Genomic DNA, 25,530 nt, shown 5'->3' with positions numbered 1-25,530 from the left:
ATATAGATGAGTCACAAGCAGGCTCAATGTCCCTTGGAAGACAAGAAACCTACGTTTCCGCTTGCAAAGATGCCCGAAATGTTCGTGCCCTCGTCATTATCGAAAGTAAGAATTGTTTCGTCTTGCGACAACACATTCGCAACTGTAGTCTCAAAACTTTGAGCCTGCATGGAAAAAACGCAGACAATAATAAGGAATAAAATAATAAAATTTTTTTTCATAATAATATGATTTCATTATGTTAGACATTTACGAAACTACACCGTGGCAAAATTTCCTCCTTTCTTAGCCGATGGATTAAGGTTTTAGAAATAAAACAAAGCCAAAATATTCATTATAGAACATCTTTTATTCTTTGCAGAATATTACGTATTAGATATTTGCTGGCACAAAGTTACTACAAAAAAGTGAAATGCGGAAAGATATAGTGATAGAATTGAGTTACAAGGGTTTCAGTTGTGCTTCCGATTATTCGTGAAGCCATCGCAATCACCCCTAAAGCCAAATCAGGACGCCGCTACGTTACTTGTCCGTAACCATGCCCGAAAAGGCGACAAACGGACACGGATAACGAAACAAGGCGTTAAGGATTAGTGAGTTATTGACAACCCACGCAACAAATCCGGTTACGGAAAAAGATTGCGCCGTTCCTCCCCGTTTTGCGTACCGGCGACGGACTCTTCACCGACTAATTTTGAACCTAAAAAAATTAAGGACGATGAAGAGTACATTTTCAGTAATCTACTACCTCAAACGTCAGGTAGTGAAAAAGGACGGGACAGTACCCGTCATGGGACGCATCACGGTGGACGGCAGCCAGACGCAGTTCAGTTGCAAACTGACCGTCGATCCCAAGCTGTGGGACACCAAAGGGGGACGTGTCACGGGCAGAAGCACGGCGGCACTCGAAACGAACCGCATGCTCGACAAGATGCGTGTGCGCATCAACAGACATTATCAGGAAATCATGGAGCGTGACAATTTCGTCACGGCGGAGAAGGTCAAGAACGCCTTTCTCGGACTGGAACACCGCTACCACACGCTGATGCAGGTGTTCCGCCAGCACAACGAGGACTACGAGAAACAGGTGGAGGCTGGCATGAAAGCCAAAGGCACGCTCCTGAAGTACAAGACCGTTTACAAGCACCTGCAAGAATTCCTCACCATCCGCTACCGCGTGAAGGACATCGCGCTGAAAGAGCTTACGCCCGCTTTCATCTCCGACTTCGAGATGTTCCTACGCACGGACAAGCACTGCTGCACCAATACCGTGTGGCTGTATGTCTGCCCCTTGCGGACGATGGTGTTCATCGCCATCAACAACGAGTGGCTCACACGCGACCCGTTCCGGGAGTATGAAATCAAGAAGGAGGAAACGACACGCAGTTTCCTGACGAAAGAGGAAATCCGGCTGCTGATGGAGGGCAGGCTGAAAAACGCCAAGCAGGAGCTTTACCGCGACCTCTACCTGTTCTGCGCCTTCACGGGCTTGTCGTTCGCCGACATGCGCAACCTGACGGAAGAGAACATCCATACCTACTTCGACGAACACGAGTGGATAAACATCAACCGCCAGAAGACGGGCGTGGTGTCCAATATCCGCCTGCTCGACATCGCAAAGCGCATCATCGACAAATACCGGGGTCTGTGCGGGAACGGCAGGATTTTCCCCGTTCCCCACTACAACACGTGCCTTGCCGGAATCCGTTCCGTCGCCAAGCGTTGCGGTATCACCAAGCATATCACGTGGCATCAGAGCCGCCACACGGCAGCCACGACGGTGTTCCTCTCCAACGGCGTACCCATCGAAACGGTGAGTTCCATGCTGGGACACAAGAGCATAAAGACGACGCAGATATACGCGAAAATCACCAAAGAGAAGCTCAACCAAGACATGGAGAACCTTGCCGCAAGGTTGAACGGCATCGAGGAATTTTCATGTTGCACCATCTAAAAACAGAGAAGCCATGACACGAGGAACCATCATCATAGAGGACAACACGGTCAGCGTAACCGGTAACGAGATATGGATGACCGCCACAGAAATCGCCGGACTGTTCCACACGGGCGTCCCGGCTGTGAACGCCGCCATCAGAGCCGTCCGCAAGCCGGACGTGCTGAACGACTACGAGGTGTGCCGCTACATGCGGCTTGAAAACGGGCTGCACGCGGATGTTTACTCGCTTGAAATCATCATCCCCGTTGCCTTCCGGCTGAACACCTACCATGCACACGTGTTCCGCACGTGGCTGGTAGAGAAAGCACTCTCGAAGGAAAAGCGGCAGGCATACGTGATGTTCATACAGAACGGAAAAGCCGGGTATTGCTGAAAACGCAGAAGACATATAATAATAAGAATAAAAAGGAAACGGACAGCCCCGTGAAGGAGTTGCCCGTTTCCTTTTTTTTCATGCAGCCGCCTTATTCCATCGGCTTGCGGTAGTTCGCCTCCAGCAGCTCACGCAACCCCGATTCGGGGTAAAGCACCTTCCCTCCCAAAAGGATAAAGGGCAGCACCCTGTTGTTGCGGTACTCCTGCAAGGTGCGGCGGCTGACACGGAGCAGTTCCGCCACCTCCCTGTCCGTCAGGTAACGTTCCCCGTCCAACGGCGGGCGGTAACTTTCCAGAAAGGCGGAGAGCCATTTCGAGCCTTTGCGCATGTTCTGCACGACGGAGGCAAGCGGCTCGTCCTCCATTGTAAACACTTCATTGTTCTCGTTCATCATCATTTCGGATTCAGTGGGTTGTGAATAATAAAAATCAAATCATTTCCCGCAGGGATAGAGCGTGCCGACAAGCGGAATGAGCTTTTTGACCTCCTCCGGCTTGTAATAGAACCTGCGGTTAATCTGCGAGTAGCCGATAAGCCGCCTGTCACGCAAGGTCTGCAACGTGCGCGGGCTGATCCTCAACTGCCCGCAGACCTCCTCGCCCGTGAGCCACCTTTCCATCCGCCCGCCGTCGCTCCTGCGCCTCAGGGCGGCTACCTTCTCCGCGAGGGCGTTGAAGGACGCCACCATCATCTCGAAGGTCTTTTTCTCGATAGATACTATTTCCATAAGCAAAACATTTCAGAGTTTGCCGCAAAGGTAACGAAGCCGCCTTGAACACGTGCCGTTTCCCACTAAAAGGCAGCTTGTTGCGTCGTCTGTCCGGGTTACGGAGCCATTATCCGTAAAAATCTTACGTGAGCCACGTAGTGAGCTGTTAAAGCCCCTTTGGTTTATTGCCGAATTTTGTCGCAGAAACATAGCGCAAGCCGAGCGCAGCACGTCAAGCTCGCTTGAACGGTATGCCGAGGCGCAGCCTATGTTCATGCAAATAAACCAAAAGAAAGGACTGAATATGAAAGTGATAACGATGGAAAGTTCCGCCTTCACCGCATTGACGGAACAGATAGCCGAGATAGCGGCACACGTGCGTGCCGTTTCCGGCGGTAGGAAGGAAGAATCCCCCGACAGGCTGCTCACCACCCGCGAGGCGGCGCACCTGCTGAACGTGAGTTGCCGCACCCTCCAGCGCATGCGCAGCGAACAGCGCATCGCCTATGTCGTGCTGCGCGGCAAGTGCCGCTACCGGCAGTCTGAAATAGACCGCCTGCTCGAAGACAGCACCGTCACGGGCGAAGCCGCGACACCGGAACAGCTGAAACGCAACCACACGCTGCGCACGGGCGGCAGACCCAAAGGAAGGAGGACGTAGGACATGGAACTGCTTACCCGCAACAATTTCGAGAACTGGATGCAGAAGGTGATGGAACGGCTCGACCGTCAGGACGAGATGCTGCTCTCCATGCAGCCGTCCGGCAAAGCCCCGAACCCGATGAACGGGATCAGGCTTTTCGACAACCAAGACCTGTGCATGCTGCTCCAAATCAGCAAGCGCACCCTGCAACGCTACCGCAGCATCGGCGCGCTGCCTTACAAGACGCTCGGCAAAAAGACCTATTACAGCGAGGCGGACGTGCTGACGTTCCTCTCCGAACATGTAAAGGACTTCCGCAAGGAAGATATAGCCTTCTACAAGGCCCGTATCCATAATTTCTTTCAAAAATAACCATTAAAACATTTTTCAGATGGCAAAGAAAAAAGACGAAAAGGACGTGCTGGTTGTCCGTGACGAGAAGACGGGCGAAATCAGCGTGGTAGCCGGGCTGAACGCCGACGGCTCCCCCAAGCGCATCCCCGCGAAAGCGGAGAACGCGCAGAGTTTCCTGCAATTCGACCGGCACGGCGACGTGCTGGACAACTTCTTCAAGAACTTCTTCCGGCAGTGCAAGGAACCCAGCCGCTTCGGTTTCTACCGTGTCGCGGCGGACCAAGCCGACAAGCTGCTGGAGGTTATCAAGGACTTGCTGAAAGACCCCGACGGCAACAAGGAACTGCTTGCGCCCCACAAGGTGGACACCTCCGGCTACGAAAAGAAAGTACAGGAGGAGCAGTCCGCCGAAAAGCAGGAACAACCGGAACAGAAACAAGATGACGAACCTAAAAAACAGGAAGAGATGGAACAGAAAAACGAACAGAATCAGGAAAGCCCGCAGCAGACGCAGGGCAACCGGGGCTACCAGCCCATCGACGAGAGCAAGATCAACTGGCAGGAGTTGGAGGAGAAATGGGGCGTGAAGCGCGACGACCTTGAAAAGTCGGGCGACCTTAACAGAATGCTCAACTACGGCAAGTCCGACTTGGTGAGGGTGTCGCCCAATTTCGGCGGAGAGGCTTTCGAGCTGGACGCCCGCCTCTCCTTCAAGAAGGACGGCGAGGGCAATGTCAGCCTTGTGCCGCACTTCATCCGCAAGGAGCAGAAGCTCGACGAGTACAAGGAACACAAGTTCTCCGACGACGACCGGAAGAACCTGCGCGAAACAGGCAACCTCGGCAGGGTCGTGGACCTCGTGGACAGGGAAACGGGCGAGATCATCCCCTCGTTCGTCAGTATTGACCGCAAGACGAACGAAATCACGGATGTCCCGACGAACAAGGTGCGCATACCGGAACGCATCGGCAAGACGGAAATCACCAAGCAGGAGCAGGACATGCTGCGTGCCGGGCTGCCCGTGCGCGACAAGCTCATCGAGCGCAAGGACGGCAGGAAGTTCGTCACCACCCTGCAAGTGAACGTGGAGCAGCGCGGCGTGGAGTTCGTGCCGGGAACCGGCAGGTCGCCCCGTACCGCCCGGACGCAGGAAACGAAGAACACCCCCGCACAGGGACAGGCGCAGGGTACGGAGAATGCCGGAGGCACGAACAAGGAGCAACGCCGCAACACGTGGACGAACGCCGACGGCAGCATCCGCCCCATCAGCAAATGGAGCGGCGTGGACTTCACCGAACAGCAGAAAGCCGACTACGTGGCTGGCAAAGCCGTGAAATTAGAGAACGTGACCGACAAGCAGGGCTTCCACGCCACGATGTACATCAAGTTCAACCCGGAGAAGGGACGCCCGTACCGCTACGACACCAACCCCGACAACGCGCAGAAGGTCGCCCCTTCCAACGAGAGCCGCACGCAGGTGGCGGTGAACAGCGAGGGCAAGACCAACGAGGCTACCAAGAACCTGAAAGAGCCGTTGCGGAAGGGACAGACCGCCCCGAAGGACACCGCACAGCAACAGCAGCAGAAAAGAAACAACAAGGGCATGAAGATGTAATCCCGTGTCCGCCACTAAATCCGAAGTAACATTTGTAAAATTCAAAACGACAGAAGAATATGAAGACAATCATTGCAGAAAAGCCGTCTGTGGCACGTGAGATCGCCCGTATCGTGGGCGCGACAAAGAGAGAGGAAGGATATTTCGAGGGAGGCGGCTACGCCGTGACTTGGGCGTTCGGACACCTTGTGCAGCTTGCCATGCCCGACGGCTACGGCATACGCGGTTTCGTCCGTGACAATCTGCCCGTCATTCCCGACACCTTCACGCTCGTCCCCCGTCAGGTAAAGACGGAGAAGGGCTACAAGCCCGACAGCGGCGTGGTGGCGCAGATCAAGACCGTTGCCCGGCTATTCAAGGAAAGCGAACAGATCATCGTGGCGACCGATGCAGGGCGCGAGGGTGAGCTTATCTTCCGCTACCTCTACCATTATACCGGATGCACCACCCCGTTCGTCCGCCTCTGGATAAGCTCGCTTACCGACAAGGCTATCCGCGAGGGACTGCGCAACCTCGAAGCGGGCGGCAAATACGACAACCTCTATCTTGCCGCCAAAGCGCGGAGCGAATCAGACTGGCTCGTGGGCATCAACGGCACGCAGGCACTCTCCATCGCCGCCGGACACGGCACGTACTCCATCGGGCGGGTGCAGACACCCACGTTGGCGATGGTGTGCGCACGCTATTGGGAGAACCGCCGCTTCACGCCCGAAGCCTTCTGGCAGCTCCATATCGCAACGGACGGCTGCGATGAAGGAACGGTGAAGTTTTCCTCTTCCGAAAAGTGGAAAGAGAAAGAGCCTGCGACGGAACTATATAATAAGGTGAAGTCGGCAGGCACAGCCACCGTCACGAAAGCCGAACGCAAGGAGAAGACGGAGGAAACACCGCTGCTGTACGACCTGACGACGCTCCAGAAGGAAGCCAACGCCAAGCACGGCTTCACGGCGGAACAGACGCTTGAAATCGCGCAGAAGCTTTACGAGAAGAAGCTCATCACCTATCCGCGAACCGGAAGCCGCTACATACCCGAAGACGTGTTCGCCGAAATCCCCAAGCTGCTCGCCTTCATCGGGGCTTTGCCCGAATGGAAAGGCAAGGTGCAGCCGAAATGCGTCCCGACACGCAGAAGCGTGGACGGCGGCAAGGTGACGGACCACCACGCCCTGCTCGTCACGGGCGAGAAGCCACTATTCCTCTCCAAAGAGGACAGCACCGTCTATCAGATGGTTGCCGGACGCATGATCGAGGCTTTCTCCGAAAAATGCGTCAAGGACACCGCCACCGTCACGGCGGAGTGTGCCGGAGTGGAGTTCACGGTGAAAGGCAGCGTCATCAGGCAAGCCGGATGGCGTGCCGTCTATAGCGTGGAGGACAAGGAAGAAACCTCCATCCCCGATTGGCGGGAAGGCGACACGCTGACGCTGAAAGGCTGCTCCATCACGGAGGGAAAGACCAAACCCAAGCCGCTGCATACAGAAGCGACACTGTTGTCGGCAATGGAAACGGCGGGCAAGGACATAGAGGACGATGCACTCCGTCAGGCGTTGAAGGACTGCGGCATCGGCACGCCCGCCACCCGTGCGGCGATTATCGAAACGCTCTTCAAGCGCGGCTACATGGAACGCTGCAAGAAATCGCTTGTGCCGACTGAAAAAGGGCTTGCCCTCTATTCGGTCGTGAAGACGATGCGCATCGCCGACGTAACCATGACGGGCGAATGGGAGAAGAATCTGGCACGCATCGAGCGCGGGGAAATGCCCGCCGAAACCTTCCGCAGGGAGATAGAGGCGTACACACGCGAAATCACCTCCGAACTGCTCTCGTGCGACAAACTGTTCGCCCGCAGGGATTCCGGCTGCAAGTGTCCCAAGTGCGGGACGGGCAGCATGCAGTTCTACGGCAAGGTGGTACGCTGCGACAACGCGGAGTGCGGGCTGCCCGTGTTCCGCCTGAAAGCGAACCGCACCCTTTCCGATGACGAGATCAAAGACCTGCTCACCGACGGGCATACGAAGCTGCTCAAAGGCTTCAAGAGCAAGCAGGGCAAGAGCTTCGACGCCATAGTCGCCTTTGACGGGGACTATAACACGACTTTCGTGTTCCCCGAAAGGAACACGAGCAGGAAATTTTCAGGACGGAAGAAATAGTATTAACTTTTGAGAAAGTAGGCTGCACCTCAACAATAGAAATAAACGGGTTTATTTCGTATTGTCTTCGATTTGCACTACCTTTGCCACTTGTTCAGAGTAATGAATTGTTCTTCGATACCGGATTACACTCATACTTTGGATTTAGTGGTGGCACTCGGAGGGATACCGAGTGCCTTTTCTTTCTCCTTTTCAGACGACTATCCCCGTCATTATCAATCCACTAAATTCCAAAGTAATGAACAACAAGAAGAAAAACGAGGGTCAGACCGACTTTTCCTATTACGGTCTGTACCTGCTGGACTACCTCCGCACGAACAGGTTTGAACAGGCTTCCGACGATGCCTTCATCCGGGAGCGTGCCGACCGTGCCGCCGAAACGTATGAGCGTGCGCGGCTCGAAGGCTATCCGCCCGAAGGGGCGCAGGAGTTGGCGATGGACACGCTCCTGCGGGGGCTTCGCTATTCCAAGTACGCCATCCTCCGCGAAGTCGTGGAAAACGAGTTTGCCGACGAAGTGCCGGGAAAGAAACGCGAAGCCTTCATCCGAAAGTTGCTGCCGCCGGTCGGCAACGTATTCTCCGCCTATGACCTTTCGGACGACAATTTCGCCCTGTCGCCCGAATACGACCTGCTCTACACGGAGCTGACGGGAGCCGCCGTCCTTTATATCGGGGAATATGGCGTTTAACCGCAAACAACGGCTGCGGGACAACATCGAGGCGATACGGACGGCATTCATCCTTGACAGGGAACGGAGGACGGCAACCGCCGAGGAACAAGCCATACTTCGGAAGTATTGCGGTTTCGGCGGGTTGAAGTGCATACTGAATCCTGCAAAGGAACTGACGGATGCCGTGCATTGGGCGAAATCGGACCTCGAACTGTTTACCCCTACGGTAGAACTGCACAGGCTGGTGCGTGAAAACAGCAAGGACGATACGGAGTACAAGCGGTACGTGGATGCCATGAAGCAGTCCGTGCTGACCGCTTTCTACACCCCGCCGGAGATAACCGGCACGATTGCGGAGGCTCTGCATGAACACGGCATACGTCCCGACCGTGTGCTGGAGCCGTCGGCGGGCGTGGGCGCATTCGTGGATGCCGTGCTGGAAAACAAGCCGGACGCGGACATCATGGCTTTCGAGAAAGACCTGATGACGGGCAAGATATTGGGACACCTGCATCCCGACCAAAAGGTAAGGGTGCAGGGATTCGAGAAGATAGAGAAGCCCTTCACGGACTATTTCGACCTTGCCATCTCGAACATCCCGTTCGGCGACGTGGCTGTGTTCGACCCGGAATTTACAGGAAGCCAAGACCCGGCAAGGCGTTCCGCACCGAAGGCAATACACAACTACTTCTTCCTGAAAAGCCTTGACGCGGTGCGTGAGGGCGGCATCGTGGCGTTCATCACCTCTCAAGGGGTACTGGACGCACCGTCCAACGCGCCCATACGCGAGTATATGATGCGTAATGCCAATCTGGTGGGAGTCGCACGCCTGCCGAACAACCTCTTCACGGACAACGCGGGTACGGAAGTGGGCAGCGACCTGATTATCCTGCAAAAGAACAGCGGCAAGAAACGGGAGCTGTACGATTATGAAGAGTTGTTCGTGCAGACGGAAAAGACACCGATAGGCAGTTTCCAGAACGGGTATGTCGGCAGCATCGGCATGATTCCCCACTCGGATCTGATAAGCGGCACAGACCCTTACGGGAAACCAGCCTATAAAGTCATGCACCGGGACGGCATCGGGCAAATGGCGGAGGATTTGCGGGAACATATGGATATTGAGCTGTATAAGTTGGACAAAAAGCTGTATGAAATGCACAGCCTGCATCCGGCACAGGGGAAAAGCACGGTAACAGAAACCATTTCCACACCGGTTGTCACTCCTGAGATACAGCCACGTCATGAAATGGCAGCGAAGCCCGAAGCGGCAACACCGCAGCCGGAGGAAGAAAAGTCGGAGATAGAGCCGCGCCGCCCCGATTATTCGGAGGGCGTGCAGCTCTCCCTGCTCGACCTCTGGGGCATGACCGAGGAAGTACGCAAGCAGGAAGCCCCCGCCAAGAAGAAAAAGACGGCGAAAAAGGAAAGCCCGGCAAGGCGTATGCCTCCCAAACCGCAGGCGCAGGTTACGCCGAAGGTTACGACTGCACCGCCACAGCCGTCTGTTGCACCACTGACGGAGAAGAGGGACAGCCATGAAACAAAGCCGGTGAGTTTCGCAGCCAAAGGCGATCTGGATGATATTTACGCCTCTTTGGATTGGGACACCAATCCGCCCATCAACGGTTTCTATGAAATGATGATGGACCTCACGCCGGAGCGACGCAAGGAACTTCGCAGGCTGGCGGCACAGCATCAGGAGAAGCAACGGGTGGACGGGACGGCGGTGAAAGCCGCTCCCGCCATTGACATGCCGGAAAAGGAAGCGACAAAACGCCCCGAAGCACAGACGGAAGTCGCAACCGTTCCCGTTACGGACAATAACGCAAGTGAGACAACAACTTCCCTTTTCCCTGAATTTGAAACGGAAAAGCCGAAGGAGGAACCTCTCGACCTTTCTCCCCGTCCGTTCAACGGTATGCTGGAGCCGCACTACCGTGACGGCTCTATGGTACTGGATGCTTCACGCAATCTCGGTTATTTGAAGGGCCTCACGCCTTACGGCGCGACATTCCAACCGCTTGACCTGACCGGCTACCAGAAGGAGAAAGCGATGTTGTATGTGTCACTCCGTGACGCATACGAGCGGCTTTACCGCTACGAGGCGGAGTATCACGATGAAGGGTCTGCGCAACGCGGAGCGTTGAACACCTGCTACGATGAGTTTGTCATGCGCTACGGCAACCTCAATGCCAAGCATAACGTGAAACTGTTGATGATGGATGTCGCCGGACGCGACATCCTTTCGCTGGAACGGGCGGAGGACGGCAGGTTCGTCAAGGCGGACATTTTCGAGCGTCCCGTTTCCTTCTCTGTGGAGAGCCATGCCAACGTAAGCTCTCCCGAAGAGGCACTCTCCGCGTCGCTCAACAAGTTCGGCACGGTCAATCTCGACTATATGCGGGAGATAACCGACAGCACGGAGGAGGGATTGCTTGACGCCCTCAAAGGACGCATCTTCTACAACCCGCTCGTAACCGGTTACGAGATAAAGGACAGGTTCATCGCCGGGAATGTGATAGAAAAGGCGGAGCGCATCGAGGCATGGATGGGCGACAACCCCGAAAACGGACGTATGCCGGAAGTGAAGCAGGCGTTGGAGGCTCTGAAAGAAGCCGAGCCGCCGCGCATCGCCTTTGAGGACCTCGACTTCAATTTCGGGGAACGCTGGATTCCGACGGGCGTGTATGCCGCCTATATGAGCCATCTTTTCGACACGGACGTGAAAATCGCCTACTCCGCAAGCATGGATGAGTTTTCGGTGGCGTGCGGCTGCCGCACCATGAAAATCACGGACGAGTTTTTAGTGAAGGGCTATTACCGGAACTATGACGGCATGCACCTGTTGAAACACGCCCTGCACAACACCTGCCCGGACATGATGAAATCCATCGGTAAGGATGAGCATGGCAATGACATCAAGGTGCGTGACAGCGAGGGCATACAGCTCGCCAACGCCAAGATTGATGAAATCCGCAACGGGTTCTCGGAATGGCTGGAAGAGCAGTCGCCGCAGTTCAAGGAACGGCTGACGACGATGTACAACCGCAAGTTCAACTGTTTCGTGCGCCCAAAGTATGACGGCTCTCACCAGACATTTCCCGACCTCAACCTCAAAGGGCTGGCAAGCCGGGGTATCAAGAGCGTCTATCCGTCACAGATGGATTGCGTCTGGATGCTCAAACAGAATGGCGGTGGCATTTGTGACCACGAGGTGGGAACCGGTAAAACGCTGATAATGTGTATTGCAGCGCATGAGATGAAGCGCCTGAACTTGGCGCACAAACCGATGATTATCGGGCTGAAAGCCAATGTCGCGGAGATTGCCGCCACCTATCAGGCGGCATATCCCAACGCGCGGATTCTCTATGCCTCGGAGAAGGACTTCTCGACCGCCAACCGCGTGCGTTTCTTCAACAACATCAAGAACAACGACTACGATTGCGTCATCATGTCGCACGACCAGTTCGGCAAGATTCCGCAGTCGCCGGAGTTGCAGCAGCGCATCCTGCAAGCGGAGCTTGACACGGTGGAGGAAAATCTCGAAGTCCTGCGGCAACAGGGCAAGAACGTGTCGAGGGCGATGCTGAAAGGGCTGGAAAAGCGCAAGCACAACCTTGAAGCGAAGTTGGAGAAGGTGGAACATGCCATCCAATCGCGCACGGATGATGTGGTGGACTTCAAGCAGATGGGCATCGACCATATCTTCATTGACGAGAGCCATCAATTCAAGAACCTGACTTTCAACACGCGGCACGACCGTGTGGCGGGATTGGGAAACTCGGAAGGAAGCCAGAAAGCCCTGAACATGCTCTTTGCCATACGTACCATACAGGAACGCACGGGCAAGGACTTGGGGGCTACGTTCCTGTCCGGTACGACCATCAGCAACTCGCTGACGGAGCTGTACCTGCTCTTCAAGTACCTTCGCCCTAAGGAACTGGAACGGCAGGATATTCGTTGCTTTGACGCTTGGGCGGCTATCTTTGCCAAGAAGACGACCGACTTCGAGTTCAACGTGACGAACAACGTGGTGCAGAAGGAGCGTTTCCGCTACTTCATCAAAGTGCCGGAGCTTGCCGCCTTCTACAACGAGATAACCGACTACCGCACGGCGGAGGACGTGGGCGTGGACCGTCCGCACAAGAACGAGATACTGCACCACATACCGCCGACGCCGGAGCAGGAGGACTTCATCCAAAAGCTGATGCAGTTCGCCAAGACGGGTGACGCCACGCTGCTGGGCAGACCACCCCTGTCGGAAACGGAGGAGAAGGCGAAGATGCTTATCGCCACCGACTACGCCCGCAAGATGGCTCTCGATATGCGCATGATAGACCCGCATTACGAAGACCACCCCGACAACAAGGCTTCGCACTGCGCCAAGACGATTGCGGAGTATTACCACAGGTATGACGCGCAGAAAGGCACGCAGTTCGTGTTCTCGGATCTGGGAACGTACCAGCCGGGCGACGGGTGGAACGTGTACAGCGAGATAAAGCGGAAACTGACGGAGGACTACGGCATCCCGGCAGGCGAGGTGCGCTTCATTCAGGAGTGCAAGACCGACAAGGCACGCAAGGGGGTGATAGACGCCATGAACGCCGGAACGGTGCGCGTGCTGTTCGGCTCCACCTCCATGCTCGGAACGGGTGTGAACGCGCAGAAACGGTGTGTCGCAATCCATCATTTGGATACGCCGTGGCGTCCGTCCGACCTACAACAGCGTGACGGACGGGGAGTCAGGGCAGGCAACGAGATTGCCAAGCATTTTGCCGGGAACAACGTGGATGTCATCATCTACGCTGTGGAAAAGTCGCTGGACAGCTACAAGTTCAACCTGCTGCACTGCAAGCAGACATTCATCTCGCAGCTCAAAAGCGGGGCGATGGGCGCGCGTACCATCGACGAGGGGGCTATGGACGAGAAATCGGGCATGAACTTCTCGGAGTACATGGCGTTGCTCTCCGGCAATACCGACCTTTTGGACAAGGCGAAACTGGAAAAGCGTATCGCCTCGCTCGAAGGGGAACGCAAGTCGTTCAACAAGGGCAAGCGCGATTCGGAGTTCAAGCTGGAAGCCAAGACGGGGGAACTGCGCAACAATACGGCGGTAATCGAAGCCATGACGGAAGATTGGAACCGCTTTCTTTCCGTTGTCAAGACCGATAAGGAGGGCAATCGCCAGAATGCTGTCAAGGTGGACGGTGTGGATTCTACCGATGAAAAGGTTATCGGAAAGCGTTTGCAGGAAATCGCCAAGAACGCCACGACGGGCGGTTTGTACAAGCCTGTCGGGGAACTTTACGGTTTTCCGATAAAGGTGGTCAGCGAGAGAATACTCAAAGAGGGGCTGGAGTTTACCGACAACCGTTTCGTGGTGGAGGGAAACTACAAGTACACTTACAATAACGGGCATCTGGCGATGGCTGATCCGGTAGCCGCCGCACGTAATTTCCTGAACGCATTGGAGAGGATTCCGTCCATCATCGACCAGTATAAGGGAAAGAACGAGGTGCTGGAAAAGGAAGTCCCACAGTTGCAGGAGATAGCAAGTAAGGTATGGAAAAAGGAGGACGAACTGAAACAGTTGAAGTCCGAACTTGCCGCGCTTGACCGCAAAATACAGTTAGAGCTTGCGCCGCCTACACCCGATGTCGCCGAAAAGGAGAACGACGGACAGGAGGTCAAGCCTGTTTCGGAAGGTGTACGGAGCATATCGCCACAACAAACCGATGATGCACCACCGATACGCAGCCCGATGGATAAACGAAGTCCGTCTGGCAATTTCATTGCCAATCATATCATTATCGGGCGTCCGGGTTTTCAGTTTAAGGATGAAAACCGATCGAAAGGGATAAAAATTTAAAATTATGAATTTTATATAAAATATTAATAGGGGCTATCCAAAAGGTCTAAAAGTAAATCTTATCCCCTCTGCAAGTATCTGTAGAAGAGTGATTGTAAGGATTTCTTTCTTTTTGGGCAGCCTCTATTAAATTTATTTATTCTTTCTTGATTTATGTTTATAAACATTATACCAAAAAATATTCCAACTAACCTTGTTTATGTTTTGTCAGCCACCATTTGCACAACCATATTTGACTCCCAAAGAGAGTGAATTCGATAAGATAACTTGCTGCATACCCACAATAAGGGGCTAAATAGAATACGAATGGGAAATAGATAACAGTACCGACAACAGATTGCGTTATGTAGTTGGTTAAACTCATTTTACCATAAAGCTGTAATGTGGAAACCGCTTTTTTGACACGTTCCTTATGACACAATAATATGAACGAGAATATTTCTACAGAATCATCAGTAAAACAGAAAAAAATACTAATTTTGTTTTTGATGATCATTTCAAAAGGAATTAGAAAAATATCTAATTCTAACTTATAGAGGAAAAAGCAACAATTAAATATTAAAGAATAAAAGATACGAAAAATATGACGCCAAAAGAGATACTACAAGAATGGATTGACTGCTTCAACGCCGCCGATGCAGTCGCTTTGGCAAACTTATACGCTCAGGATGCCATAAACCATCAAGTCGCAAACACCCCGGTTATAGGAAAAACAGCTATCCATAAAATGTTTGTAAATGAATTTGCAACCTCAAAAATGGTTTGTATTGTTGAGCATATATTCGAGGATGGAGAATGGGCTATCATGGAATGGAAAGATCCGCTCGGGTTGCGAGGATGCGGATTCTTCCATGTGCAAAACGATAAAATCGTTTTCCAAAGAGGTTATTGGGATAAGCTCAGCTTTCTCAAACAGCACGGTTTAACCGTAGAGAATAGTGATAAAAATCCAAACACATAACACCGTCCGATATGGGAATCATCATTCATTCTTTAGAGTCCGTTTCTTTCAAAGATTTGTATGCGGCATTCTCATCCGCATTCAAAGATTATGATTTCTCTTTGAATGCGGATGAATTGCGACGCATGCTCGACCGACGAGGATACAATCCACAACTATCTTTCGGAGCATTTTTCGAAGGACGGCTGATTTCTTTTGTGTTTAACGGAACAGGCATGTACAACAACATCTTGACGGCTTATGACACAGGGACGGGAACCGTACCTTCATTCCGGGGATTACACCTAACCCAAAAAATATTCACTTTCAGCCTCGAATTGATATATCAACAAGGAGTTCGGCAATATGTACTGGAAGTTTTGCAACACAATCACAAAGCAATAAAAATATATCGCAAATTAGGCTTTGAAACACAGAGAAATTTCAACTACTACTCTGCCAAACTGAGCGATATTGTTCCTGTATTGCAAGTAAACCATACTGCATGTCGCATACTCCCATCGGATTTAAAAAACTGCCTTAACCAAACGGCCTGGTTCGATTTTCATCCTTCATGGCAAAATGACAGGGCTTCACTGGAACGCGGAATCGACAATTTGGACATATTGGGAGCTTATGAAAGAGAAGAACTTGTCGGATTTGTTATCTTTGAACCGGCATCAGGCGATATTTCATCCCTCGCAGTTGCAAAAGATTACCGGCGTAAAGGAATAGGCAAGTCCTTGCTTAAAAGTGCTGTCAGTCATTTTCAAAGCGATGTACTCAAATTTACTAATGTTGATTGCGATTGTGAATCAGTCACTGGTTTCTTGTCATCATTAGGACTTACCCCAAAAGGACAACAGTTTGAAATGGTCAGAAAAATTTAACCTACATTTATATGAATAGCCCTCATCATCAAATAACAAATTAATAATACCAAATAAAAATACGTATAGATTAAAAAAGTTCTTTGTGCTTTTGTCAGGGAACTTTTTTTTCGTAAATTTGCGTTCAATTATGCGGCAGTAATAATATACATATTAATACGAGTTAAGAATCCTGTAGTTTTCCACATGCTACGAGGAGGTATTAAAAGGTGCGTTTCGGCAATGCATCTATTGTAGTATATTATTGCTTAATCAAATGAACATTATAAATTTAGGAATTCTTGCTCACATTGATGCAGGAAAAACTTCCGTAACCGAAAATCTGCTATTTGCCTGCGGAGCAACGGAAAAGCGCGGCAGTGTTGATAAAGGTGACACCATAACAGACTCTATGGATATAGAAAAACGTAGAGGAATTACTATTCGGGCTTCTACGACATCTATTGTTTGGAATGGTGTGAAATGCAATATCATTGACACTCCGGGACACATGGATTTTATTGCAGAGGTGGAGCGGACATTCAAAATGCTTGATGGAGCAGTCCTCATATTATCGGCAAAGGAAGGCATACAAGCACAAACAAAGTTGCTGTTCAAGACTTTGCAAAAACTGCAAATCCCGACAATTATATTTATCAATAAGATTGATCGTGCCGGCGTAAATCTTGAGCGTTTATATCTGGACATAAAAACAAATCTGTCGCAAGACGTCTTGTTTATGCAAACGGTTGTCGATGGAGTAGTTTACCCGATTTGCACCTCAACAGATATAAGGGCAGAACACAAAGAATTTGTATGCAACCATGACGACGATATATTAGAACTATATTTGGCGGATAAAGAAATCTTACCGGCAGATTATTGGAATGCGATAATCGCTCTTGTGGCAAAAGCCAAAGCCTATCCGGTCTTGCATGGATCAGCAATGTGCAATATTGGCATCAATGAGTTGTTAGACGCCATCATTTCTTTTATATTTCCTCCGGCATCAGTCCCAAATAGACTTTCAGCTTATCTTTATAAAATAGAACATGACCCCAAAGGGCATAAAAGAAGTTTTCTAAAAATTATTGACGGAAGTCTGAGACTTCGAACCGTTATAAAAGTCAATGATTCGGAAAAATTCATCAAGATTAAAAATCTAAAAACCATTTATCAGGGCAAAGAGATAAATGTTGATGAAGTGGTTGCTAATGATATCGCAATTATAGAAGATATAGAAGAATTAAGAATCGGAGATTATTTAGGTGTTAAACCTTGTCTGATTCAAGGATTATCTCATCAGCATCCCGCCCTCAAATCTTCTGTCCGACCAGACAAGCCCGAAGAGAGAAGCAAGTTGATATCCGCTCTAAATGTATTGTTTATTGAAGACCCGTCTCTGTCCTTTTCCATAAATTCATATAGTGATGAATTGGAAATCTCGTTATATGGTTTAACCCAAAAAGAAATCATACAAACATTGCTGGAAGAACGATTCTCCGTAAAGACCCATTTTGATGAAATCAAGACTATCTACAAAGAACGACCTAAAAAGAAGGTGAATAAGATTATCCATATCGAAGTCCCTCCCAACCCTTACTGGGCCTCAATAGGACTGACTCTGGAACCTTTACCGATAGGGTCAGGGGTGCAAATCGAAAGTGAAATCTCCTTTGGTTATCTGAACCATTCTTTTCAAAATGCCGTTTTTGAAGGAATCCGTATGTCTTGCCAATCGGGATTGCATGGATGGGAAGTGACGGATTTGAAAGTAACCTTTACTTATGCCCTTTATTATAGTCCGATAAGTACCCCTGCCGATTTTAGACAATTGTCTCCTTATGTCTTCAGGTTGGCTTTGCAACAATCAGGAGTGGATATTCTCGAACCGATGCTCTATTTTGAGTTACAGATACCACAAGTAGCAAGTTCCAAAGCTATTACAGATCTGCAAAAAATGATGTCTGAGATTAAAGGTATCAGTTGTAATAAAGAGTGGTGTCTTATTGAAGGGAAAGTTCCATTAAATACAAGTAAAGACTATGCTTCAGAAGTAAGTTCATACACTAAAGGCTTAGGCACTTTTATGGTTAAGCCGTGTGGGTATCAAATAACAAAAGGCGGTTATTCTGATAATACCCGTATGGAAGAAAAGGATAAACTTTTATTCATGTTTGAAAAATCAGTATCATCAAAATAATGGAACGATCCAGGAATTTCTATAAGACAATACGGTTGGGGTATATACTTATCTCCGTTCTTATCGGATGTATAGCATATAATAGCTTCTATGAATGGCAGGAGATAGAAGCATTAGAACTTGACAATAAAAAAATAGACGAGTTCCGAAAAGAGATAAACAATATCAATATTCAAATGATAAAATTTTCTCTATTTGGTGAAACAATACTGGAATGGAACGATAAAGATATCGAACATTACCATGCACAGCGTATGGCAATGGATAGTATGCTCTGCCGTTTCAAAGCTACCTATCCGGCAGAGCGTATAGACAGCGTACGCCATCTTCTCGAAGATAAGGAACGGCAGATGTGCCAAATCGTTCAAATACTTGAACAACAACAAGCCATCAACGATAAGATAACCAGTCAAGTACCTGTAATCGTGCAGAAGAGTGTGCAGGAACAGCCCAAGAAGTCCAAGCGCAAAGGTTTCTTGGGCATCTTCGGCAAAAAGGAAGAAGCGAAACCAACTGTGACTACCACGATGCACCGTTCCTTTAACCGGAATATGAGAACCGAACAACAGGCGCAAAGCCGCCGCTTATCGGTTCATGCCGATAGCCTTGCCGCACGAAATGCGGAACTTAACAGGCAACTGCAAGGACTGGTTGTTCAAATAGACGGGAAAGTACAAACTGACCTACAAAAGCGGGAAGCCGAGATAACAGCCATGCGGGAACGGTCGTTCATTCAGATTGGGGGCTTGACAGGGTTCGTTATACTGCTACTGGTCATATCATATATCATCATACACCGAAATGCCAACCGCATCAAGCGATATAAACAGGAAACCGCAGATTTAATCGAGCGACTGCAACAAATGGCAAAGCGAAACGAGGCACTGATAACCTCCCGCAAGAAAGCCGTACATACCATTACCCATGAATTACGCACACCGCTGACTGCAATAACGGGCTATGCCGGACTGATACAAAAAAACTTCAATGCGGATAAAACCGGGATGTATATCCGAAATATTCAGCAATCCTCCGACCGTATGCGTGAAATGCTTAATACTCTTCTGAGTTTCTTCCGGCTGGACGACGGCAAGGAACAACCTAATTTCTCCACGTGTAGGATTTCATCAATAGCGCATACGCTCGAATCAGAGTTTATGCCAATTGCCATAAACAAGGGACTTGCTCTTACTGTGACGAATCACACGGATGCTGTTGTACTGACCGATAAGGAACGCATTCTACAAATTGGAAATAACCTGCTGTCAAACGCCATCAAGTTCACTGAGAACGGTGCCGTTTCTCTGACAATGGGGTATGATAACGGTATGCTGAAACTTATCGTCAAAGATACGGGTTCGGGTATGACCGAAGAGGAACAGCAACGTGTGTTCGGTGCGTTTGAACGTTTGTCAAACGCTGCCGCAAAGGACGGCTTCGGATTAGGTCTTTCCATTGTTCAGCGCATTGTGACAATGCTCGGCGGCACAATCCAGCTGAAGAGCGAGAAAGGCAAGGGCAGCCGTTTCACGGTGGAGATACCCATGCAGTCAGCCGAGGAATTGCCGGAACGGATAAATAAAACACAGATTCATCATAACCGAACACTCCATGATATTGTTGCCATCGACAATGACAAGGTACTTCTCCTAATGCTGAAAGAAATGTATGCACAAGAAGGGATACATTGCGATACCTGTACCAATGCGGCGGAACTGATGGAAATGATACGCCGGAAAGAATACAGTCTGCTTCTGACCGATTTGAATATGCCGGATATAAACGGCTTCGAGCTGTTGGAACTGCTACGCACCTCCAATGTGGGCAATTCAAGGATCATTCCGATTATTGTAACAACCGCTTCGGGCAGTTGCAACAGAGAGGAACTTTTAGAACGTGGATTTTCTGATTGCCTTCTCAAGCCGTTTTCCATATCGGAGCTGATGGAAGTTTCCGACAAGTGCGCCATGAAAGGTAAACAAAATGAAAAGCCTGATTTCTCCTCCCTACTGTCTTACGGCAATGAATCCGTCATGTTGGATAAACTGATAGCGGAAACCGAAAAGGAAATGCAGTCGGTCAGGGATGGGGAACAACGGAAAGACTTTCAAGAACTGGACGCCCTGACACACCACCTACGTAGTTCGTGGGAGATACTGCGTGCCGACCAACCATTAAGGGAACTTTATAAACAGCTTCATGGGAGTGCCGTTCCCGATTATGAAGCATTGAACAACGCCGTGACTGCCGTATTGGATAAGGGTTCGGAGATAATCCGGCTGGCAAAAGAAGAAAGGAGAAAATACGAAAATGGATAAAACAAAAATCATCGTGGTGGAGGACAACATCGTATATTGCGAGTTTGTCTGCAACCTGCTGGCACGGGAGAAATTCCGTACCGTGCAGGCTTTCCACCTCTCGACAGCGAAGAAACTTCTGCAACAAGCCGCTGACAATGATATAGTAGTTTCTGATTTGCGTTTGCCTGACGGTGACGGCATCGACCTATTGCGCTGGATGCGCAAAGAAGGCATGACGCAGCCGTTCATCATCATGACCGACTATGCCGAAGTACATACGGCGGTTGAAAGCATGAAACTCGGTTCGCTGGACTACATACCCAAGCAACTCGTGGAGGACAAACTCGTGCCTTTGCTCCGCACCATACTGAAAGAGCGGAATATCGGGCGAAGCCGCATGCCCGTATTTGCCCGTGACGGTTCAGCCTTTCAGAAAATCATGCACCGGATAAGGCTGGTAGCTCCTACCGACATGAGCGTACTGATATTCGGGGAGAACGGTACTGGCAAAGAGCATATTGCCCATCTACTGCACGATAAAAGCAAGCGTTCAGGCAAGCCTTTCGTGGCGGTGGACTGCGGCTCACTCACCAAAGAACTTGCGCCATCGGCGTTCTTCGGACACGTTAAAGGAGCGTTCACTGGTGCTGAAAACACAAAGAAAGGCTATTTCCACGAGGCGGAAGGCGGCACATTGTTTTTGGATGAAGTGGGTAATCTCGCACCGGAAACCCAACAGATGTTACTCCGTGCCATACAGGAACGGCGGTTCCGTCCCGTTGGCGACAAGTCCGACCGCAGTTTCAACGTCCGCATCATCGCCGCCACCAACGAGGATCTGGAAAAGGCGGTCAATGAAAAGCGTTTCCGACAGGATTTGTTATACCGCCTACATGACTTCGAGATAACCGTTCTGCCCTTACGTGACTGTCAGGAGGACATCATGCCGCTGGCGGAGTTCTTCCGTGAGATTGCCAATAAGGAATTGGAATGCAATGTTAGTGGCTTCAGTTCCGAAGCGCGGAAAGTGTTACTGATCCATTCATGGCCGGGTAACGTGCGCGAACTTCGGCAGAAAATCATGGGTGCGGTGTTGCAGGCTCAGACGGGACTTGTCACGAAAGAGCATCTGGAACTTGGAATAACCGAAACAACCTCTGTTGTCGGCTTCTCCCTACGCAACGAAGAGGAAGATAAAGAGCGGATTATACGTGCTTTGAAGCAGGCTGGCGGGAACCGGAAGGTTGCTGCCGAATTGCTTGGAATAGGCAGGACAACACTCTATAATAAACTGGAAGAATATGGATTGAAGTATAAATTTGAGCAACCATAGCCCGCAATTCGCTGAAAATGGCTATCTTTGCATGACATATTAGAAGGTAACGGCGACTGGCAGAGCCTTTTGCCGCCTATATATAACATAAGACCGCAAGGCGTTTCGAGCGAAAATCTGGTAAATTGACACTACGGAGACGATTGCGTGATGCTTATGCTATGCCTACGCATAGCGTGCATTCACGTACTCTCCGTAAAAGGCTTTACCAGAGCCGTCGCTTGAAAGTAGTGTGATTTGCACGCTACTTTTTTGCCCTTGCCCAACGAAAGGAAACGATAATGGGTAAAGTACAGATTCTTGCCGTCCTCACGATAGACGGTTGTCAAAGCTCCGAGTTATATTGCAAAGCGTATAAGGAACTGCGCCTTGAAGATTGCGGCATCAATGAGATAAGGGAAAACGCCCTTTATCATATCACACCGGATTATTCCATCTCCATGCTTGACGAATGGCGGAAATCCACAACAGACATCTGCTATCTGGCGGAAGTCACTCCTGAAAAAGCGGACTACATCAACGGGCTGCTGCGTATGCGTGTGGTGGATGAAATCATACTTTACACGATTCCTTTCATTGCCGGAACGGGAAAGCGTTTCTTCCAATCCGCCTTGCCGCAGGAACAATGGACGCTGACCTCACAGAAGGTGTACCGCAACGGAGTGGTCCGCCATATCTATAAAGCGTGCGTTTGATGTCCATAAAATGGACGAATGTTCAGTAAATGAACACTTTAAGCTGAATACAATTCCTTTCAGATAAATAAATCGCGAAATTATCACTCTGAAATCCAGCACCTTGCAGAGAGCGTGCCGGATTTTTTATTTTATGGACACGCTTTTTGCCAATCATATTCATGTGCGCATACCGAAAAAACAGAGTGTAAAATTTCAAAATTGACAGGACATGAATTATTTCTTATTGACGGAAACAGAGTTCTTCCGCCGTATAAACGAAGCCGGGGACTGCAATATGGAAACGGCATACACGGCTTTCGCCACGCAAGTGATCGAACTATGCAACGGCAATGTGGACACCACCCGCACCATCATCGCGCTGGCTTACATTGAAATCGAGTTGCAGCACCATCCCGTGCGCAATCTTCCCGAAGAAAAGAGGGAGGTTGCAGCCTACATCAGCAAGGCACTCTCTTTCGTTAGGAAGATGCAGAAGTTCCTTGCCGCTCCCCAAGTGTCACCACTAATCCCCATCCGTACATCCTCCGACAACACAACCGAAAATCCCGCCTCACCCCTGCAATGGACGGGCAACGCCATCGACCTCGTGGAACTTATCTACGGCATCAACGAGATGGGCTGCATCAATAACGGCAACATGCCGCTCAAACAGCTCGCCCCGCTCCTCTACAAGATTTTCGGTGTCGAATCAAAGGACTGCTACCGCTTCTATATCGACATCAAACGACGGAAGAACGAAAGCCGCACCTACTTCCTTGACAGGATGCAGGAGAAACTGAACGAGAAGATGCTCCGCGACGAGGAAATGGAACGTTTGAGAAAATAATCCTGTACCAATGATGAATCAGGGGGTGACGTTATGCCACTCTCTGATTTTTTGTAGGTTTTGTACCTGCCGTGCAGATACATTTCGTTATCTATTCGCCCGAAAACCAGCGAAAAGCACTATCTTTGTACCCACCTTACAGAATTGTATATGAGCATAGACAACCTCGACATAGTAAAACGGCTGATAGCCGAAAAAGAATGCGGACGGGTGGAGTTCAAGGAAACCACCGGACAGTTGGAGCGTGGCATGGAAACGCTTTGCGCTTTCCTTAACGGAGAAGGCGGCACGGTATTGTTCGGTGTTACCGACAAGGAAAAAATCATCGGACAAGACGTGAGCGACAAGACCAAGAGGGATATAGCGGACGCGATCAACCGGTTGGAGCCTGTGGCAATGGTACAAATATCTTATGCACCGCTGCCGGACAGTGAGAAGAAAGTAATTGTTTTTCGTGTTGAAGATTCAAGGCTCAACCGTCCGTTCTGCTATAAAGGAAGACCATATATGCGGGTGGAAAGTGCGACCACAACGATGCCACAATCAAAGTATAATGAACTTCTTTTGCAGCATGAAAAAGTCTGGCATAGCTGGGAAACCTACCCGAATACCGATTTGAAGATTACGGATTTGGATGAAGAGGAAATCCACAAGACGGTACGTTTAGGAATAGAGTACGGACGTTTACCCGAATCGACAGGTGACGAAGTTCCTATCATACTTGAAAAACTGAATCTTCTTGAAGGCGGTGTACTTAAAAATGCAGCCGCCGTATTGTTCGCCAAAAAGAAACTGGTACATTATCCGCAGAACTTGCTGCGACTTGCCCGATTCAGAGGTACAGACAAAACCGTATTTATAGACAACAAACGGGTACACGGGAACTTGTTCCATCTGCTTGACGAGGCAATGGCTTTTGTGTTCAGACATCTTTCATTATCCGGAACAACGGACGCATTGGAGCGTGAGGAACATTTGGAAATACCGCATAAGGCTATACGAGAAGCTGTAATCAACTCCCTATGTCACAGGAGTTACCGTGATATTGGAGGTTCGGTAGCCATAGCCATCTATGATGACCGTGTTGAAATAGAGAATCCCGGTTCGTTTCCGTCCGAATGGGATATGAATAAAATCAAATCCGAACATGGTTCAAAGCCCCATAATCCTTTAATTGCAGACACGCTTTATGTGCGAAAAGTATTGGAGAGCTGGGGACGCGGCATAAATCTCATAATAGAAGAATGTCAAAAGGTTAATTTGCCGGAGCCTGAATATCAAATAACAACCAATGAAGTGAAACTTGTCTTCAGATATAAGGTGGCAGGACAAGAAACAGGACAAGAAACAGGACAAGTAGCAGGACAAGTAGCAGGACAAGTAATGTCGCTTGTATCAGCTTTGGGAAATGATATTTTGCCGTTGAAAGAAATCATGGAGCGTTTATCTTTGAGGGGACGTGATAATTTCCTTACCAGTTACCTAAATCCTGCATTGAGAGAGGGACTTGTCGAACAAACCCATCCGGAAAATCCCAAGCACCGCAACCAAAAATACAGGCTTACTGAAGCTGGAAAAATCATTTTGTCAAAAGGCAACAGGAAGGATGGCTAAGAAGAAACATAAGAAAGATTCAGATGCAGACTTGCCTGTAATCATGGATTACGGCATCGGTTGCATATCCATTTATGACCCGGTTGATATGATGCCATACAATGACCCGCCTGTCACCGAGCAAACCCGTTTCAAGAAACTCCGCAAGGAAATGAAAGCGGAGTTCAAATGGTTGGCGTCTTCTATAACAATAGAGTATTGGAAAGAAAACCGGCAGATACCTTTCGGTGAGGAAATGTCGAAACTCAGAATCCGACTGTTGAGAATCTTCGCCGAAGAATACAGCATACTACTAAAAGATGATACAGAACTGAAAAACTATCTGCTCATGCTTGTCATTACCACCATCAACAAGCATCTCCAATCTGAAAATAAAAATCCGTAACCGGTCGTCGGCT

Annotated in this window: 20 protein-coding genes and 1 pseudogene; 17 read left to right on the top strand and 4 right to left on the bottom strand. The window is 49.9% G+C overall.

The genetic code is table 11. The annotated features are described in order from the left end of the window. Positions 1-23: 23 nt before the first annotated feature. Complete coding sequence (locus EHV08_RS07280; RefSeq protein ID WP_126678690.1) at positions 24-221, bottom strand: hypothetical protein; 198 nt, start codon at positions 219-221, stop codon at positions 24-26. 497 nt (positions 222-718) lie between these two features. Here EHV08_RS07280 and EHV08_RS07270 point away from each other — a divergent pair, with 497 nt between their 5' ends. Further along, positions 719-1,954 (top strand): site-specific integrase, encoded by a 1,236-nt coding sequence (locus EHV08_RS07270; RefSeq protein WP_007366539.1) that lies wholly within the window; start codon positions 719-721, stop codon positions 1,952-1,954. Between the two features lie 13 nt (positions 1,955-1,967). Then, complete coding sequence (locus EHV08_RS07265) at positions 1,968-2,330, top strand: hypothetical protein (RefSeq protein ID WP_007366538.1); 363 nt, start codon at positions 1,968-1,970, stop codon at positions 2,328-2,330. A 91-nt stretch (positions 2,331-2,421) separates the two neighbouring features. Here EHV08_RS07265 and EHV08_RS07260 read toward each other — a convergent pair whose 3' ends face one another. Together EHV08_RS07260 and EHV08_RS07255 are read right to left on the bottom strand one after the other, a co-directional pair. Further along, a complete protein-coding gene (locus EHV08_RS07260; protein WP_014224629.1) occupies positions 2,422-2,727 on the bottom strand; it encodes a helix-turn-helix domain-containing protein in 306 nt (101 codons plus the stop codon). Between the two features lie 39 nt (positions 2,728-2,766). Continuing rightward, positions 2,767-3,060, bottom strand: coding sequence for a helix-turn-helix domain-containing protein (locus tag EHV08_RS07255; RefSeq protein ID WP_007366536.1), 294 nt, complete (start codon positions 3,058-3,060; stop codon positions 2,767-2,769). Positions 3,061-3,310: 250 nt separating this feature from the next. On the opposite strand from EHV08_RS07255, the gene EHV08_RS07250 reads away from it, so the two are divergent. The 6 genes from EHV08_RS07250 (at position 3,311) to EHV08_RS07225 (ending at position 14,349) form a co-directional block, all read left to right on the top strand. Beyond that, on the top strand, positions 3,311-3,703 hold the full coding sequence (locus tag EHV08_RS07250) for a helix-turn-helix domain-containing protein (RefSeq protein ID WP_014224631.1): 393 nt from the start codon (positions 3,311-3,313) through the stop codon (positions 3,701-3,703). A 3-nt stretch (positions 3,704-3,706) separates the two neighbouring features. Further along, positions 3,707-4,057: a helix-turn-helix domain-containing protein gene (locus EHV08_RS07245; protein ID WP_007366534.1), complete on the top strand. Its 351-nt coding sequence runs from the start codon at positions 3,707-3,709 to the stop codon at positions 4,055-4,057. A gap of 19 nt (positions 4,058-4,076) precedes the next feature. Next, entirely contained in the window at positions 4,077-5,654 is a 1,578-nt protein-coding gene (locus EHV08_RS07240; protein WP_007366533.1) for a DUF3945 domain-containing protein, read from the top strand. Positions 5,655-5,713: 59 nt separating this feature from the next. Beyond that, a complete protein-coding gene (locus EHV08_RS07235; RefSeq protein WP_007366532.1) occupies positions 5,714-7,804 on the top strand; it encodes a type IA DNA topoisomerase in 2,091 nt (696 codons plus the stop codon). Positions 7,805-8,042: 238 nt separating this feature from the next. After that, a complete protein-coding gene (locus tag EHV08_RS07230) occupies positions 8,043-8,495 on the top strand; it encodes a DUF1896 domain-containing protein (RefSeq protein WP_007366531.1) in 453 nt (150 codons plus the stop codon). Next, on the top strand, positions 8,485-14,349 hold the full coding sequence (locus EHV08_RS07225; RefSeq protein ID WP_007366530.1) for an N-6 DNA methylase: 5,865 nt from the start codon (positions 8,485-8,487) through the stop codon (positions 14,347-14,349). Before EHV08_RS07230 ends, EHV08_RS07225 begins: the two co-directional genes overlap by 11 nt. 187 nt (positions 14,350-14,536) lie before the next feature. Here EHV08_RS07225 and EHV08_RS07220 read toward each other — a convergent pair. Further along, positions 14,537-14,815 (bottom strand): annotated as a pseudogene (locus EHV08_RS07220) (DUF418 domain-containing protein); the annotation flags it as partial. Positions 14,816-14,932: 117 nt separating this feature from the next. On the opposite strand from EHV08_RS07220, the gene EHV08_RS07215 reads away from it, so the two are divergent. The 9 genes from EHV08_RS07215 to EHV08_RS07175 all read left to right on the top strand — a co-directional run bounded on the left by EHV08_RS07215 (position 14,933) and on the right by EHV08_RS07175 (position 25,517). Next, on the top strand, positions 14,933-15,310 hold the full coding sequence (locus EHV08_RS07215; protein WP_007366528.1) for a nuclear transport factor 2 family protein: 378 nt from the start codon (positions 14,933-14,935) through the stop codon (positions 15,308-15,310). A gap of 11 nt (positions 15,311-15,321) precedes the next feature. Then, a complete protein-coding gene (locus tag EHV08_RS07210; RefSeq protein ID WP_007366527.1) occupies positions 15,322-16,179 on the top strand; it encodes a GNAT family N-acetyltransferase in 858 nt (285 codons plus the stop codon). Positions 16,180-16,435: 256 nt separating this feature from the next. Continuing rightward, positions 16,436-18,361, top strand: coding sequence for a tetracycline resistance ribosomal protection protein (tet, locus tag EHV08_RS07205; protein WP_007366526.1), 1,926 nt, complete (start codon positions 16,436-16,438; stop codon positions 18,359-18,361). Then, positions 18,361-20,679 (top strand): hybrid sensor histidine kinase/response regulator, encoded by a 2,319-nt coding sequence (locus EHV08_RS07200; protein ID WP_007366525.1) that lies wholly within the window; start codon positions 18,361-18,363, stop codon positions 20,677-20,679. The genes tet and EHV08_RS07200 overlap by 1 nt, the downstream gene beginning before the upstream one ends. Beyond that, positions 20,672-21,994 (top strand): sigma-54-dependent transcriptional regulator, encoded by a 1,323-nt coding sequence (locus EHV08_RS07195; protein WP_007366524.1) that lies wholly within the window; start codon positions 20,672-20,674, stop codon positions 21,992-21,994. The genes EHV08_RS07200 and EHV08_RS07195 overlap by 8 nt, the downstream gene beginning before the upstream one ends. Before the next feature lie 281 nt (positions 21,995-22,275). Continuing rightward, positions 22,276-22,689, top strand: coding sequence for a dihydrofolate reductase family protein (locus EHV08_RS07190; RefSeq protein ID WP_007366523.1), 414 nt, complete (start codon positions 22,276-22,278; stop codon positions 22,687-22,689). A gap of 211 nt (positions 22,690-22,900) precedes the next feature. Then, complete coding sequence (locus tag EHV08_RS07185; protein WP_007366522.1) at positions 22,901-23,518, top strand: RteC domain-containing protein; 618 nt, start codon at positions 22,901-22,903, stop codon at positions 23,516-23,518. Between the two features lie 150 nt (positions 23,519-23,668). Then, positions 23,669-25,132 carry a Fic family protein gene (locus tag EHV08_RS07180; protein WP_007366521.1) on the top strand — a complete coding sequence of 488 codons (1,464 nt, stop codon included), beginning with the start codon at positions 23,669-23,671 and terminating at the stop codon, positions 25,130-25,132. After that, complete coding sequence (locus EHV08_RS07175) at positions 25,125-25,517, top strand: hypothetical protein (protein WP_007366520.1); 393 nt, start codon at positions 25,125-25,127, stop codon at positions 25,515-25,517. The genes EHV08_RS07180 and EHV08_RS07175 overlap by 8 nt, the downstream gene beginning before the upstream one ends. Positions 25,518-25,530 lie beyond the last annotated feature (13 nt).

It is taken from the genome of Prevotella koreensis (assembly GCF_003977605.1).
Lineage (GTDB): Bacteria > Bacteroidota > Bacteroidia > Bacteroidales > Bacteroidaceae > Prevotella > Prevotella koreensis.
The sequence above is the reverse complement of the archived record's forward strand: the minus strand, read 5'-3'. Positions and strand labels throughout refer to the sequence as shown.